Below are 16754 nucleotides of genomic sequence, written 5' to 3'. Positions count from 1 at the left end.
CTACGGCAGCGTGGTGGCCAGGCCGATCGCGCTCGGCGCGCCCCATCCCGTCGGGTAGTCCCAGCCGGGCCCCGCGGCAAAGAACTCCGTCTCGCCGCGCACGACGTCGCGGAACGTCGCCTGCACCGCGGGGGTCGTGTAGAGGATCGAGTTGAGGAACCCGGCGCGCGGCAGGCCCTGCTCGGCGCGGTAGCTGTTCACCACGGCGATGAGCCCCGCGAAGCAGGGCGAGGCGAACGACGTCCCGCCGTACCGCCGCCACTCGCCGAGGTAGTAGACCCAGTACGGGATCGGCGAGTTCCCGGCGTGCATGGCGACGTCCGCGACCGCCCGCTTGCCGCCGGACCCCTCGACGACCCCGACCTGCCAGGAGGGGATCGGGAACGAGAGCGTCGGGCCGGAGCCCGAGCCGAACCACGCGAGCTCGTCCTCGACCTCGCCGTCCGCGTCGAGCGAGAGCGACGTCCCGCCGACCCCGGTCACGTACGGGCTCGCCGAGGGCGTGTCGGTCTGCGCCGAGTCGCCGGTCGCCGCGACCACGGTGATCCCGAGCGCCGCGGCCATCTGCGCCGAGCGGTGGTACTGGAGGCGCACGGCCGGCGGCTCGGAGTCCTCGCGGTGGGCGAACGAGTCCGTGATGACCGAGACCTCGCCGCGGCCGACGGCCTCGTTGAACGTGTAGACCATCGACGTGTTGCGCGCGTCGGGGCCCTGGTACACCACGAGGTCCGCGCCCGGCGCGAGGCCGCCCGACCACGCCACGTCGAGCGTCGACTCCACGTAGCGCGTCGAGGCCGGCTCCATGGTCTGGACGACCTCCGGGTTCGCCCGCTCCACGCCGAGCGCCCGCCAGAACGACTGCAGGTCCTTGTACTTGAAGGCCGCGCCGATCGTGACCCCGAGCTTCACGCCCTCGCCGGTGAACCCGAGCTCGTAGAGGTCGTCGACGTCGTACGCGCCCGCGATCTGCGCGGGGGTCAGCCCCCTCTCGACGCCGGCCGGCGGATCCGGCGCGATCTCCCCGCCCTCGCCCGGGAGCGGCCTGGTGCTCGCCGCGAGATCCGCGGTGAGGATGCCGGTCGTGCGTTCCGACACCCACGTCGGCACGGTGAGCTGGCCGAGGGAGCCGTAGACGTCGAAGGGCGGATTCCCCGCCTGAGGGTTCTCGCGCTCGAAGACCCGGAGCTCCGTGTCGAAGGTCTCGTTGAACTGGCTCACCGTGCCGGTGAACTGGATCAGCAGCCGGTTCGTGGCCGTGAAGTTCACCTGCATCCCCTGCTCCTCGAGCCAGAGCTTCACGAGGTGCACGTCGAGCTCCCGCGGCGCGTACGCCGCGATCCACTCGTCCCGGGTGAGGTACTGGCGGAACCGCGGGCCCGTCGGGTCGTAGATCTCCGCGATCCTCTGCTCGAGCAGCCCCGAGTTGCGGATGGGGAAGCCCATCAGCGCGCGGACCACCTCGTCGCCCCCGGCCACGCCCTTGTCTGTGTACACGCCCGGCAGCGGGCTCGGGATGCCGTCCGTGGCCTCGGTGGGCTCACGCTCCTCCTCGGTGAAGTCGGGCAGCTCGTCCGGCAGCGCCTCCCCACCGGCGCCGCCAGCCCCGCCGCCGCCGACCTCGGCCGCGCCACCGCCGCCGCTCCCGGCCGCGCCGCCGCCGCTCCCGGTCGCGCCGCCGGCGCCCCCGCCGCCCGCGCCCCCGCTGCCCGAAGAATCTGCGATCTGCACATCCGACTCGCAGCCACAGCTCGAGGCCGAGAAGGCCACGCTGCTGACCAAGCTGAGCAGGCCGAGGATGGGCGCGGCACGAAGCACAGGTGAAGCACGGCGCATACGCAGCAACGATTCAAACGCCTTCCGACAGGCCGATCCAGCCGAATCGTCACAGGGCGCTGACGTCGCATCACACGTGCGCCGCCCGCAACACAACGCGCCTCGGCGGAGCGTTGGGAGCACCACGTCGCACCCTGGCGCGACCCGATTTGCCGCGGCGCCGCGGCCCGGTCGGAGATCGCGGCGCGCCGGAGGACGATAGAGGCGGGCGCGACGGCTGCGCCTGCGGCCCTGGGGAGCGACCTTCTCGTCGCACAGCCGATGTTTTTGGCGCGGCGGACCCGGGTGGACAATTGTATTGATTCGACCACGATGCGACGCTCAGGCTGCCCGGGGCGTCCCGCGCCCCCTCGAGGCCGCGGCCTTCAGCGATTATGGCGAAGACTTACCGTCCGCGGATCCCCAAGCCCTTTCGCATCCCGCGCCCGATGGGCGCGCAGTCGGATGCGGCGCGCTTCGGGTGGCTCAGGCCCGAGGTGCTCTCGATCGTCGCGGGGGCGCTGATCGCCGCCGTGGCGCCGCTCGATCGGCTCGACTACGTGGCGCGCGGCCTCACCGCGTCCGCGCTCGCCGACACCGCGCCGTCCGCGCAGGTGCTGCTCGTCACGGCCTCGCCCGAGTCGCTGCGCGAAGGGCTCTGCGAGCGCTCGCTCCCCGGGCTGCTCGAGCGCGGGCGCGCGCGCGGCGCGCTGCTGATCCCCCCGGCAGACGCGTTCTGCGGCGGCGACGCCGCGAGCGCCGCGAACACCACGCGCGCCGCGAACGCCACGAGCGCCGCAAACGCCACGCGCGCCGCGGGCGCCGCGCCGGTCGTCCGGATGCCGCCCGAGCTGCTCCGCCTGAGCGCCGGCGATGTCGTCGGCTTCTTCCCGCTGGCGCCGGGGGAGCGCGCGCCGGAGCTCGGCGCGCTCGGCGTCTCGGCGGCGCCCTGGGTGCTCAAGAAGGCGCCGCAGAGCGTCCCGGCGGTCAGCCTGCGCGATCTCGCGGACGGCCAGGTCCCCGCGAGCGCGCTCGAGGGCCGCGTCGCCGTGGTCGCGGTGGGCGCCGGCGGCGTTGCCCCCCAGGCGGTCGCGACGTCGGCCCTGCCGCCGGCGAGGGGCATCGCCGCGGTGCTCGGCGGGCTGCTCGACGGCGGCCGGCGCGCCGCGGCGCCGGCGTGGGTGCCGGCGCTGTTCGTGCTGCTCGCGGGCGGGATCGTGTGGATCGCGCGCCGCCGCTACGGGAGCCTTGTCGCCACGGTCGCGCTGTTCCTCGCCGTCTTCGCGCTCGCGGCGGGGCAGGGCGTGCTCGCCGCGCGGGCCGAGGCGAGCCTCATCGCGCTGCCGAGCGCGCTGTTCGGCCTCGCTGTCGCGTTCACGGGGGTCATGATCGTGCGCGGGCTCGCCGTCCAGCGCTCCGTCGATCGCGCCGCGGAGCTCATCCAGCGCGCCGCGCTGTTCCGCATGCAGGGGGTCCACACGCTGCCGGACGAGGAGTTCTGGCCGCGCGTGGCGCGCCTCGCGGAGCAGGCGCACCCGGCCGATCTCGTGCTCGTCGCGGAGCTGCCCGCGGGGAGCTGGCACCTCCGGTTCTGGAACGACAGGCAGGGCGGCGGCGAGAGCCTCGTCGCCGAGCTCCGCCGCGACGTCCGCCGCCCGCCGTACAGCAGCGAGCAGGGCGTGCCGGCGATCCGCCTCTCGCGCCGGTTCCTGGCCAAGCAGGACATGCCGGCGGTCGTGGTCCCGCTCATCGCGTTCGGCGAGATCGAGGGGTACGTGTTCTTCTGCGGCCCGGTCGCCGAGCAGACGTTCTCGCGCGAGCCGGAGCGCGCCGAGCACGTCGGCCGCGAGCTCGCGCTGCTCCTGCGCAGAAAGCGCCTCGCGCGCACGGCGCAGGCCGGCGCGGGCGAGGCGCGCGGCGGCGGCTCGCCGGAGGACGATCTGGTCGAGGGCGCGCGCGTCGCGCTCGACGACCTCCAGCTCTTCGGCTCGATGCTGCGCAGCGCGCCGGTCGGGCTGCTGTACGCGGACGCCTTCGGCGACGTCCGCTTCGTCGCGCCGGAGTTCGCGAAGTGGCTGCGGGCGCGCGACGTCACGGTGCCCGTGGAGAGCGCGAGCGCGGCGCTCCCGCCGGGCTCGCTCACGCTGGGCGACGTCCTCGGCGCCACGTCCGCGAGCGACGCCGCCGTGTCGCTCTCCAGCGTGATGGCGAGCGACGACGGCATCGAGCTGAGCGTCAGCGCGCCCGAGCCGGCCGTGCTCTCGGTGCGCCCGCTGCGGCGCGAGTCCGACGGCTCCTCGTGGATCGCGGGCTACGTCGCCGCGCTCATCCCCGTCCAGCAGGCCGCCCCGGTGTCCGACAACGTGCGACCGCTCGCGGTGCGCGACGCCGCCGATCCGCTCTGCGCCTTCCAGCTCGGCGACGTCGTGGCCGATGCCGTCGCGAGCGCCGCCCGCGCGACGGGCCGGGCCGTGCGGCTCGAGCCCATCCGCGGCGCGACGCACGCCCTCGGGCACCGCGGCGAGCTCGAGCAGGTGCTCGAGGCGTTCCTCACCGACGTCGCGGGCCGCGGGCTCCCTGGCCATGGCCCGGTCGTGTCGGTGCGCGAGGCGCCCCAGGGCGTGCAGCTGTCGATCCTGGACGTCGGCTTCGGCCTGGGGCTGCCCGAGTCGGCGCTCCAGCGCGTGCTCACCGCGCCTGGCTCCGCCCCGGCCGGTCTGGAGCCGCTCGGCCGGCTGATCGTGGCCGTCGAGGACAGCCACGGTCACGCGGAGCTCAAGACGAACGACGGCTGGGGCATCACGCTCACCGTGACGCTCCTCAGGGCGCACCCGCGCGCGTTCGTGTCCGCGAACGAGGGCGGCAAGCCGGCGGCGCAGCAGAACGTCATCGCGATCGGCAGGGCGGGACCGAAGTAGGGGCAGGCGCCGGATGCGAGCGCACCGGGGCGGCTCGGGTGCACGCTGCCGGAGGCGGCGGAGCCGAGCCGACGCGATCGCTTGTCGCCTGGGACAACGCCGCTGTAGCGCCGGTCCGGCCGCGAGGAGAGGGCGTGAGGGCCCGGCGTGGCGTGCTCAGGTCGCCGGCACGACGGTGATCTCGCCGGTGGCGTAGAGCGCCGAGGTGTCCCAGGCGAGGCCTGAGGCGAGCGGCACGGCGATGTTCACGGCGGCGAACGTCCCCTCGAGGTCACCGCCCCAGCCCAGCAGGGCGACGGTGTCCCCGACCTGAAACGACACGGAGCTGTCGGCCGGCACGACCTCCAGCCCCCCATCGACGAGGAGGTCCCCGTCGACCTGGAGGAGCGGCGAGGGGCTCGATCCCCCGACGACGATCCTCAGGGTGGCCCCCGGCCCCTGGCTGTAGCTGCCGACGATGTCCGTCGCCGGGTGAGCCTCTCCGACCGAGAGCTCGCCGGACTGCACGTTGGCGAGATCTCCCACGAAGCTGCCGGTTTCGAAGCGCCCGCCGGCGAAGTCGAAGTCTCCCGCCTCGATCTCCATGGCGCCCGCGATGAGGTCGCCGTCCTCGATGCGCACGGAGGGCCCCAGGTAGGGATAGAGGCCGACGGCCTTCGGCGCGGTCCGGAGGAGGCCGTCGATGCTCACGAAGGCGTCCTTGCCGACCACCAGCGACGGAGACCGATTGCCGCTGGCAAAGACGGTGACGTCGCCGCTGTTGAGCCATGACGCGTAGACGTCATTCACCTTGATGAAGGCGTGGCCAAGCTCGGAATGGATCTCGGTATCTTCCGTCACGAGGGTCCCGTACGCCCCGATGGTGAGCTCGCCACTTCCTTCCACCGTCCCCACGCGAAAGAGCCCCTGGTTGGTCCACGTACCACCCCAACCGTGCACGCTGGCCTTGCTTATCAACAGGGTCTCCCTGCGACCGATCCTCGCATTGTTCGTGAAGACCTCGGCCCGGTCGATGTCCAGCGTGCCCTGGCTGTTCACGCCCAAGATGAATTCTCCCGTGCTCACCCACCTCGTCGCGGAGCCGGTCACGGTCACGTGGCCATTGCAGATCGAGCAGCCCGACGCGCCGCTGCCGCCGCCGATGTAGACATTGTTCGAGAAGAAGCTCCCCCCTTGCTTGATATCGACCCGACCGCGCGCGCTGAGGCCGATGTACGTATTCACCTGGCTCGTCAGGGTGGCGTCATACCCTTCGACGAGCACGTCGCCACCATAGCTCTCGGAGCTTCGATTACCCACCACAAGATCATCGGTGAGCACCTCGGCGCCGTTCTGGACGACGAGCAGCCCATGACAATTGTAGCCCTTGACGCAGAGCTGGATGGATCCGCTGTTGGTCCACTTCGAGCCGTACCCGATGACCTGAACCGTGCCGCTGCGATCATTTCCTACCAACGCGCCCGCGCTGAACAGCTGCCCGCCGCTCGCGACGATCACCTCCCCGCTATTGAAGGTGGGCTCCCAGGGGTTGCTCGCGCCGCCCACGCGGAGGACGCTCGACCCCAGATCCCACGGGTCGCTCGGGTTCCCGGGCGACACATCCCCCGTGATGGTCACGTAGGCATGCGCTGTTCCCGCCACGCCCAGCGACGTAGCCACGAGCAGGGTCGATAGAGCATATTGAATGTGCTTGTCCATGAATCGTACCCTCCGCCAATGGTTCAATGGTCATGAGAGCCCACCGTCGCCCTGATACCCCCGCGACGCGGGAGCGCCATGCGCGCGCAGTCCCCCACGATTGGATCTATAGATGAATCAGTCGACCACGACAACACAATTTAGTAAGTTAGCGCGACTTGGTCCGGCGCATTTTGGTCCGGACAAGATGGTCCAGGCCGCAGAGATCAGGCCGTGAGCCCTCCCGCGGTCCCCGTGGCCGGGCACCGCAGGATCAAGCGCGGTCGGACCGAGAGCGACTGGTCCAATGGTCATGAGAGTCCGCCGACGCCCTGATACCCCTGCGACGCTGGAGCGTCAGGGACGCGCGATCTCCCACGATCAACTCTCTACATGGGTCAGTCGACCATGGCAACACAATTTAGTAAATGAGTTGCATCTGGCGCATCTTGGTCCGGACGAGATGGTCCAGTCCGCAGAGATCAGGCCGTGAGCCTGCGCGGTCCCCTTGGCCGAGCACCGCAGGATCAAGCGCGGTCGGACTCCGAGCGACTGGTCCACTGGTCATGAGAGTCCGCCGTCGCGCTGATACCCCCGCGACGCGGGAGCGTCATGCACGCGCGGTCTCCCACGATTAACGATGTAGTTGGGTCAGTCGACTATGGCAACACAATTTAGTAAATTGCCGGATTTTAATCGGGACGGGATGGTCCAGGATCCTGGACGTCTGGACGTCGGGTTCGGCCTGGGGCTGCCCGAGCCGGCGCTCCAGCGCGTGCTCACCGCCCCTGGCTCCGCGCCGGCTGGTCCAGAGCCGCTCGGCCGGCTGATCGTGGCGGTCGAGGCGACCGCACCTGAACCTGGTTCGCTAGGATGTTGGCGGGCCGGGGGGCGTAGGCAGCGCCAACCCCCTGGCGGCACAGCTCGGTGCCAGACCTCCCCCTCGGAGATATAACTGGTTGAATGCACCACCTTCACCGGCAGGCGAGCAAGGTTATCGATGATCGTCGAAAGAGGGTACGCGCTCCTCGAGAAGATCGAGAAAAACGCTGATTTCAGCTTGATCCGCGCCTGCCGCGAGAGCGACGGTGTCCCCGTCTTGCTGAAAGTCCTGCGCGCGGAGAGAGCGACTCGCGCAGAGATCGCGCGCTTCAAGCACCAGTGCGAGCGCATCGCGCAGCTCGCCTCCCCCCGCCTCGTCGCCCTGCACGGCGTCGAGGAGCTCGCCGGCGCCCTGATTGTCGTCCTCGAGGACTTCCCGGGCCGCGATCTCGCGCGGCTCCTCGCCGCGCGCCCGCAGCGCGCAATGCCGCTCTGCGAGGCGCTCGATCTCGCGGCCGCCCTCGCCGAAGGCCTCGCCGCCGTTCACGCCGCGGGGCTCATCCACCGCGATCTGCGCCCGCACAATGTGCTCGTCGGCGCAGGCGGCGCGGTCAAGATCACCAGCTTCGGCGTCGACGCCGAGATCACCCGCGCCCACGAGCGGCTCTACGCGCCGGCGGTCATCGCCGACGTGCTGCCCTACGTCTCCCCCGAGCAGACAGGCCGCATGAACCGCGGCGTCGACCACCGGACGGACTTCTACGCGCTCGGCGTCATCCTTTACCAGACGCTCACCGGTCAGCGCCCCTTCGAGGCCCTCGACCCGATGGAGCTCATCCACGCCCACCTCGCCCTCGCCCCCGCGCCGCCGTCCCGCGTCGATCCGAGGATCCCCGACGCCATCTCCGGCGTCGTGCTCAAGCTGCTCGCGAAGAACGCCGAGGACCGCTATCAGAGCGCCGAGGGCCTGCTCGCCGACCTCGAGCGCTGCCGCGAGTCCCTGCGCGGCACGGGGACGATCGAGCCCTTCGTCGCCGGCCAGCACGATCGCCAGGACCTGTTCCGGATCCACCAGAAGCTCTACGGCCGCGCGCAGGACATCGAGGCGCTGACCGCCGCGTTCGAGCGCGCGCTCGAGGGCAGCCGCGAGAGCGTCCTCGTCTCCGGTTACTCGGGCATCGGCAAGACCTCGCTCGTGCAGGAGATCTTGAAGCCCCTCGCGCGGCAGAAGGGCTATTTCACGAGCGGCAAGCACGACCAGTACAACCGCGACGCGCCCTACAGCGCGGTGATCCAGGCCTTCGACGGCCTCGTGCGGCAGATCCTCACCGAGAGCGAGGTGCGCATCCAGCGCTGGCGCAGCGCGATCCTCGAGGCGCTCGGGCCGAACGCGCAGGTCGTCTGCGACGTCATCCCCTCGCTCGGCCATGTGGTCGGCGCGCAGCCGCCCGTGCCGGCGCTCGGCCCGCTCGAGGCGCAGAACCGCCTGAACCGGTGCTTTTTGCAGTTCGTCTCGGTGTTCGCGCGCAGCGCGCACCCGCTCGTCCTGTTCCTCGACGATCTCCAGTGGATCGACCCCGCGAGCCTGGGGCTGCTCCGCTCTCTCCTCGCCGACGGCTCGCTCGACGCGCTCTTCTTCTGCGGCGCCTACCGCGACAACGAGGTGTCGCCCGGGCACCCGTTCGTCCGGGCCATCGACGAGCTCAAGCACACAGGGCTCGTCGTGCGCGACATCGTCCTCGCCCCGCTCGCGCGCCCGCACCTGCTCCAGATGCTCTCGGACAGCCTCAGGCGCGACGACTGCGGGCCGCTCGTCGATGCGGTGCAGAAGAAGACCGGCGGCAACCCGTTCTTCGTCAAGGAGTTCGTCCGGTCGCTGCACGTTCACGGCGTGCTCACGTTCTCTGCCGGGTCAGGCTGGCGATGGGATCTCGCCAGGATCGATGCGCTCGCGTACACGGACAATGTCGTCGACCTCATGGTGCGCGCCATCGGGCGGCTCGCAGCGACGACCCAGGCGGCCCTGAAGCTCGCGGCGGCGATCGGCAACCGGTTCGAGCTCGACATGCTCGCCACGGTGAGCGAGTGCTCGCCGGAAGAGGCGTACGGCCGCCTCGATCCCGCCGTGAGCGAGGGGCTCGTGAGCGCCGTGCGCGACGGCTACCGCTTCGCCCATGACAAGGTCCAGGAGGGCGCCTACGCCATGATCCCGGAAGCGGACCGGCCCGCCTTCCACCTCCGGATCGGCCGGCTGCTCGCGGGCAAGCTCGACCTCTCCGAGAGCCAGAGCCTCTTCGATGTCGTCAGCCACCTGAACAGCGCGGGCGACCTCGTGTCGGACCCCGCGGAGCGCCTTTCCCTCGCCCGCATGAGCCTCGAGGCCGCCCGCCGCGCCGAGGACGCGTCCGCCTTCGGCGCGGCCTTGCGCTACCTGAAGCTCGGTTTTCTGCGCCTTCCGGAGGACGCCTGGACGTCGCAGTACCCGCTCCGCCTCGAGTACGGGATGAAGACGGGCCTCATGCTCTCGCTCTCGGGCCAGCACGACGACGCCCTCGAGGTCCTCTCCGACTGCCTGGAGCGGGCCGCGAGCCGGCTCGATCGCACCGAGGTGTTGCGGCTCAAGATGAGCGTGCAGGTGCTCAAGAATGATCTGCCCGCTGCGCTCGCGGAGGGGCTCGCGGCCCTGCGCCCGTTCGGGCTCGACCTGCCCCTGTCCCCCGACGAAGCCATGGTCGACGCCCAGATCCGGGCGACGATGGCGCTCGTCCGGGAAAAGACGCTGGAAGCGCTGCCAGACCTGCCGCAACTCGAGGACCCGGAGATCCGCGCCATGCAGGATGTGCTCGAGGCGCTCTTCCTCCCCTGCGGGTTCTTGAGCCCCAACAACCGCGGCATCACGGTCGCGAAGCTCGTCGAGAACACGCTCCGCCACGGGCTATCGAAGCACGCGATCTTCGGCTGCATCAACTTCGGGACGTTCCTCTGCGGCCGCGGCGACATCGAGCTCGGCTACCGCTTCGGCCGCGCCGCCATCGACCTTTCGGAGCGCTACCCGGACAGGCAGTCCGAAGCGATACTCCGCAACATGTGGGGCTCCTACGTGCAGCACTGGAGGGAGGGGTACCCCGCCTGCCAGGAGTCGCTGCTCGCGGGGATGCACGTAGGGCTCGAGACGGGCCAGTACATCTGGGCGTTCTACACCGCGGTCAACGCCGTGATGAACAGCCTCCTGCGCGGCATCCCGCTCGCCGACCTCCTCGCCGAGGCGCAGAGCTACCAGCCGATATGCAAGCTCGACAGGGGCAACGCCATCTCCTGGATGGTCGATGCGGTCGTACAGATCGCGCACCAGCTCTCGGTCGAGAGCGCGCACCCGGCCAAGCTCAAGGGCGCGTGGGTCGACATCGACGAGGTGCTCGAGGAGGCCCGCCGGATGGGCAACGTGGTCTCGCCTCCCTCCGCCCAGACGTACATGGTGATCCTCGGCGTCTTCCAGGGCGCGTTCGAGGAAGCGGCGCGCACCGCGCTCTCGATGGACGTCGAGATCCCGACCGTGGCGGGCTGGCTCGGCATCCCCGCGTGCCATTTCTACGCCGGCGTCGCGCTCACGCGAGCGGCGGACGTGGTCTCCCCGGAAGAGCGCGCGCTCTTCCTCGCCCGCGCGGAGGTCTTTGCTGAAAAACTCTCGCGCTGGGCGGACCTCTGCCCGGAGAACATGGCGCACCGCAGCGCCCTGCTCCGCGCCGAGCGCGCGCGCGTCCGCGGCGACGCGCGCGCGGCGTGGGAGCGCTACGACGAGGCGATCGCCCTCGCGCAGCGCGGCGGCTACCTCCACGACGAGGCGCTCGCCAACGAGCTCGCCGGCCTCTCCTTCCGCGCGCTCGGCAAGACCACCATCGCCCGCGCCTACCTCACCGAGGCGCACAGGGCCTACGGCCGATGGGGCGCGACCGAGGCGATGCGGCGCCTCGAGCGCGCGTACCCCGACCTCGTCCCCAGCGAGATCCTCCGCGGCGCGACGTGTCCAGAGGCCGCCGCGCCCGCCACCACCGCGCTCGACCTCGGCTCGGTGCTCAAGGCCTCCCAGGCCATCTCGGGCGAGATCGTCCTCGACCGCCTGCTCGACGCGCTCATGCGCATCCTGGTCAAGAACGCCGGCGCGAGGCGGGGCTGCCTGCTCCTCGCCCGCGGCGAGACCCTGTTCTTGACGGCCGAGGCGAGGGCGGAGGGCACCCGGATCGAGGTGCGTATCCCCCACGAGCCCGAGACCTCCCCTTCGGATCTTCCGGCCCCCCTCCTCAACTACGTGCGGCGCAGCCGGGAGAAGGTGATCCTGGACGACGGGACGGCACGAAATACCATCGTCGCCTGCGACGACCTTCACCAGCAATCCCCCAGATCCGTCCTTTGCCTGCCCATCCTGCGGCAGGCGGAGCTCGTGGGGCTGCTCTACATGGAAAACGACCTCATCGCCGGCGCGTTCACCCCGGAGCGGCTTTCGGTGCTGGAGATGCTCTCGGCCCAGGCCGCCATCTCGATCGCCAATGCCACGCTCTACGCCGACCTCCTCCAGGAGAACAGCGAACGCCGGCGAGCCGAGCAGGCCCTGCGCGACAGCAAAGAGCTGCTCCAGTCAATCGTCGACAACTCGACAGCCGTCATCTCCCTCAAGGATCTCGAGGGTCGCTACCTGATGATCAACCGGCGCTACGCCGAGCTCTTCCACGTCAGTGAGCAAGCGATCGTCGGCCGGACCGACTACGATGTCTTTCCCAGGGAGCGGGCCGATGCCTACCGGGCCGTCGACCAAGAGGTGATGGCCACCGGAGCGGCTCTGCAGGCCGAGGAGGAGGCCCTCCAGGACGATGGGCTGCACACCTACATCTCTCTCAAGTACCCCCTGTGCAACGCGGCGGGCCAGCCTTATGCCATCTGCGGCATCTCCACCGACATCACCGAGCGCAAGCAGGCCGAGGCGGAGCGCCAGGCCCGCAAGACGGCCGAAGCCGAGAGCCGAGCGAAGACCGAGTTCCTGGCGAACATGAGCCACGAGCTGCGCACGCCGCTCAACGCCATCCTCGGCTACGCCCAGATCCTCAAGCGCTCTCCAGATCTCGAGGACCGCCAGGCGACGGGGCTGGATACCATCCAGCAGAGCGGCCAGCACCTCTTGACCCTCATCAACGATCTTCTGGACCTGGCCAAGATCGAGGCGGGCAAGATCGAGCTCTACCCGGAGCCGATCCATCTCTTGACCTTCCTGACGGTCGTCGCGGACATCATCCGCGTCAGGGCGGAGCAGAAGAACCTTCACTTCGTCCACGAGGTCACGCCCCACCTGCCTCAGGCGGTGCTGGCCGACAAGAAGCGCCTGCGCCAGGTGCTGCTCAACCTCCTGGGCAACGCGGCGAAATTCACCGATCGAGGGCGGGTGCGCTTCGGGGTGCAGCTGCTGGCCCAGGACGAGGCCGGGGCGCGCCTGCGCTTCGAGGTGGAGGATACCGGCGTCGGAATGACGCCGGAGCAGCTGGGAAAGCTCTTCCAGCCTTTCGGACGGGTAGGGGATGTGCAGCGCCGCCCGGGCACCGGCCTCGGGCTGATGATCAGCCGCCAGCTGGTGCACCTCATGGGCAGCGAGATCCACGTGGAGAGCCGGCCCGATGAAGGCAGCCGGTTCTGGTTCGACGCGACCTTGCCGGTGGCCGAGATCGCAGCGCCCCTCCGGCCTTCCGAGCGGGTCGCCATCGACTACGAGGGGCCGCGCCGGAAGGTGCTGGTCGTCGACGACGTGGTGAGCAATCGGGCGATGCTCTTGGAGCTGCTGAGCAGCCGGGGCTTCGAGGCCTGCGAGGCGGCCAATGGCCAGGAGGCCATCGAGCAAGAGCTGGCGGCGTCGCCGGATCTGGTGCTGATGGATCTGGTCATGCCGGTGATGGGCGGCCTGGAAGCCATCCATTGCATTCGTCGCGATCGCCACGCTCGTGGGCTCGCGAGGCTACCGTTCATCGTCATCTCCGCGAGCGCCAACGAGGAAGACCAGGCGGAGAGCGTCGCCGCCGGCGCAGACGCCTTCCTCACCAAGCCGATCGACCAGGAAGGCCTGCTGCGGATCATCGGCGCCCAGCTCGGGCTCACCTGGGTCTATGCCAGACCGGCCGAGGAGCAGGCCAGGGACAGCGGCGCCGCGGCGCTCGTGGCCCCTCCCCGGGAGGAGATGGAAGTCCTGCATGCCCTGGCCCTGCAAGGCAACATGCGCGACATCCGGAATCGGGCGGCCTACCTGACCACCCTGGGCGAGTCCTACCGCCCCTTCGCAGACCGCCTGGATCGCCTGGCGCAGGACTACCAGTCCCAGGCGATCCTCACCCTCGTCGAGCAGCGCCTGCAGGGGGTCGAGCCGAACGCGATGGCGGGGCCGGCGCTGCCGCGGTGCATGGAGGGCGGTCAGCGACCATGAGCTGCGCCACCGCCCCCGGTCCGCGCACCCGCGTTATCCTGATCGTGGATGACGTGCCCGCCAATCTCGGCGTGCTGGTGAACAGCCTGGAATGCATAGGCCATCGCGTGCTCGTCGCTCAGGGCGGTGAAGAGGCGTTGATGCGGGCCAGCCTCATGAGACCCGACCTGATCCTGCTGGACGTGTTGATGCCTGGCATCGACGGCTTCGAGACGTGCCGGCGCCTGAAAGCGGCTGAGAGAACTCAAGACATCCCGGTGCTCTTCATGACCTGTCTGACCGACGCGTCCGACAAGCTCGTGGGGTTCAGGGCGGGGGGCGTCGATTACATCACCAGACCATTCGAGATTGGAGAGGTGATAGCACGGATCACGACGCACCTGAGCCTGCGCGAGGCGCAGAGGGAGCTCGAAGAAAAGAACGCCGAGCTGCAGCGTGTCCATCAAGAGCTGGAACAGCGGGTGCGCGAACGCACGACCGAGCTGGCCAGCTCGAACGCCGCTCTCCGCGAGAGCCAGCATCTGCTCCAGGCCATCGTCGACAACACGGCCGCCGTCGTCTTCGCGAAGGACATGGAGGGCCGCTACATGCTCGTCAACAGCGGGTTCGAAGAGCTCTTCCAGATGCGCCGCGAGCAGGTCATCGGCAAGACCGACCACGACCTCTTCCCACGCGAGCAGGCCGATGCGTATTGCGCCAACGACTTGCTCGTCCTGCAGCAGAACCGGGCCGTGGAGCTCGACGAGGTGGCCCCCGAGCGCGACGGCGTGCGCACGTACCTATCTCTCAAGTTCCCGCTCCGCGGCTCCGCCGGCGAACCAGATGGCGTCTGCGGTATCTCGACCGAGATCACGAGCCGCAAGAACGCCGAGGACGTGCTGCGCCATTCCTACTCACTCCTCGAGGCTACGCTCGAATCGACGGCGGACGGCATCCTGGTCGTCGACGGCGCGAGGCGCGTCGTGCGCCACAACGACAGGCTCGCGCAGATGTGGCGCATTCCCACCGATGTCCTCGCCGGCGGATCGGCCGATGTCCTCCTCGCGCTCGTCGGCGGCCAGCTCCGCGAGCCCGAGCTGTTCCTGCAGAGCGTCCGTGACCTCTATGCCGATCCCGAGGCGAGCGCCTTCGGTACGTTCCCGCTTCGGAACGAGCAGGTCTTCGAGTGGTATACGCAGCCCCAGCGCCTCGGAGGGCGCGTGGCCGGGCGGGTCTGGAGCTTCCGCGACATCACCGCGCGCGTACACGCCGAACAGCAGCGCGATCGGCTCCTCCTGGACGAGCGACGCGCGCGCGCGGCGGCGGAGGAGGCCACCCGCCTGCGCGACGAGTTCCTCCTCATCGCCTCGCACGAGCTCCGCACACCGGTCACCTCCCTGCAGCTCTCTATGCAATCGCTGGGGCAAAGGCTCTCGCTGGGCATGGACGCCGAGCGCGTGCGATCCGCGGTCGCCCTCTCCGGCCGCCAGATCAAACGCCTCTCCAACCTCGTCGACATGCTCCTCGATGTCTCCCGGATCCAGGCGGGGAGGCTCGAGCTCGACCGGGCGCCCGTCGATCTGCGCGAGCTGGTCGCCGAGATCGCCGCCCAGCTCGGCGACCAGCTCGCGCAGTCGGGCAGCACGCTCGCCGTGCGCGCGGAGCAGCCGATCACCGGCTGGTGGGACCGGTACCGCCTGGAACAGGTCGTGACCAACCTGCTGACCAACGCCATCAAGTTCGGGGAACGCGAGCCGATCGAGATCACCATCACCGCGGAAGAGGGGGTCGCGCGGCTCTCGGTGGCGGACCACGGGCTCGGGATCCCGGCCGAGGTGCGGACGCAGCTCTTCGAGCGATTTCGCCGCGGCGTCTCGTCGCGCAATTACGGGGGGCTCGGTCTCGGCCTCTTTATCACACGCACCATCGTCGAGGCGCACGGCGGGCGAATCCGCCTGTCGAGCGAGGTCGGCCAGGGCTCGACCTTCTGCGTCGAGCTGCCGCTCTCGACCGAGGGCGCAGGGAGCCGCTGTACCTAGCCGGAGCCGCTCTCTTCCTCGCCGGCGCCTCCTCGTCGCGGCTCCTTCTTCCCTGCGGCGGGCTCTATTGGATCGACAGGGTGACGGCGTCATCCGTCACGTCCGCCACATCGAGGGTCCCGGAGAAGATCGCATCGAACGTGAAGTTGCGGAGGACGAACGAATGGCGCCCCTCGCCGATAGCCGCCGTTGCATCCGAGAAGGAGTGCTCCAGGATGTCGATATGGATGTCCCCCTCGAACTCGCGCGACGCGATCCAATAGGGATCTCCCTCGACCAGCACGGGCACCAGGGCGCACGCGTCGTTGGTGGGCTCGCCGTCGATGAAGTCGGTCTCCCCGACGCCCCAGGCCCCGTCCACGAACGTCGCGCAGCCCGCCGTGGCGGCTTCGTCGGCAGCGATCGCGAGCTCCGTCGTATCGAGGCTGCTGCCGCCCGCGCCGCCGCCGCCCTCCGCGCTGCCGCCCGTGCCTGCGCCGCCGCCGCCCTCCGCACTGCCGCCCGTGCCTGCGCCGCCACCGCCTTCCGCACTGCCGCCCATGCCCGCGCCGCCGCCACCTTCGGCACTGCCGCCCGCGCCCGTGCCTGCGCCGCCGCCGCCTTCCGCATTGCCGCCCGCGCCCGCGCCGCCGCCGCCTTCGGCACTGCCGCTCGTGCCCGCGCCGCCGCCACCTGCGGCATGACCGCCCGCGCCCGCGCCGCCGCTGCCAAAGCTGACCTCGTCATCCCCGCAGGCAACCAGCGAGCACCCAAGAAAGACGATCGATATCCACTTCATTCGCACCTCGGCTCTCTGTGACGCGCGACAGCGTAACATGAGCTACAAAGGCGCCAAAAATATCGGCCCAGACGGCTGAACCCACAATCTCGCGACACACCCCCGGCGGTCGCGCCGATCTGCGGGATGTCGCCCGCGCCGCTTCATGGCGGCGCCTTCGTCACCTGTCGAAGGAAGGATGCTCGCCGAGGCAGAATGACGCTCGATGCATCGCCGGCGCCGCGGAGCGCGTCCGGCGAGGACGGCCGCCGCTCCCCCGCCCTCGTGCCGCG

Annotated in this window: 6 protein-coding genes; 3 read left to right on the top strand and 3 right to left on the bottom strand. The window is 70.2% G+C overall.

All coding sequences use genetic code 11. The features are described from left to right. On the bottom strand, positions 1–1728 hold the full coding sequence (locus tag POL72_RS42065) for a S53 family peptidase (protein ID WP_272102509.1): 1728 nt from the start codon (positions 1726–1728) through the stop codon (positions 1–3). A 479-nt stretch (positions 1729–2207) separates the two neighbouring features. Here POL72_RS42065 and POL72_RS42060 point away from each other — a divergent pair, with 479 nt between their 5' ends. Further along, positions 2208–4730: an MATE family efflux transporter gene (locus POL72_RS42060; RefSeq protein ID WP_272102508.1), complete on the top strand. Its 2523-nt coding sequence runs from the start codon at positions 2208–2210 to the stop codon at positions 4728–4730. A 156-nt stretch (positions 4731–4886) separates the two neighbouring features. On the opposite strand, the gene POL72_RS42055 is transcribed toward POL72_RS42060, so the two are convergent. Further along, a complete protein-coding gene (locus POL72_RS42055; RefSeq protein ID WP_272102507.1) occupies positions 4887–6428 on the bottom strand; it encodes a hypothetical protein in 1542 nt (513 codons plus the stop codon). Positions 6429–7407: 979 nt separating this feature from the next. On the opposite strand from POL72_RS42055, the gene POL72_RS42050 reads away from it, so the two are divergent. After that, the gene (locus tag POL72_RS42050) at positions 7408–13686 is read left to right on the top strand and encodes an AAA family ATPase (protein ID WP_272102506.1); all 6279 of its coding nucleotides are present in this window, start codon (positions 7408–7410) and stop codon (positions 13684–13686) included. Further along, entirely contained in the window at positions 13683–15704 is a 2022-nt protein-coding gene (locus POL72_RS42045) for an ATP-binding protein (RefSeq protein WP_272102505.1), read from the top strand. Before POL72_RS42050 ends, POL72_RS42045 begins: the two co-directional genes overlap by 4 nt. 64 nt (positions 15705–15768) lie before the next feature. Here the strand turns inward: POL72_RS42045 and POL72_RS42040 are convergent, their stop codons facing one another. Further along, on the bottom strand, positions 15769–16482 hold the full coding sequence (locus POL72_RS42040; protein WP_272102504.1) for a hypothetical protein: 714 nt from the start codon (positions 16480–16482) through the stop codon (positions 15769–15771). Positions 16483–16754: the final 272 nt, after the last annotated feature.

It is taken from the genome of Sorangium aterium (assembly GCF_028368935.1).
GTDB classification, from domain to species: Bacteria; Myxococcota_A; Polyangia; order Polyangiales; family Polyangiaceae; genus Sorangium; species Sorangium atrum.
The sequence above is the reverse complement of the archived record's forward strand: the minus strand, read 5'-3'. Positions and strand labels throughout refer to the sequence as shown.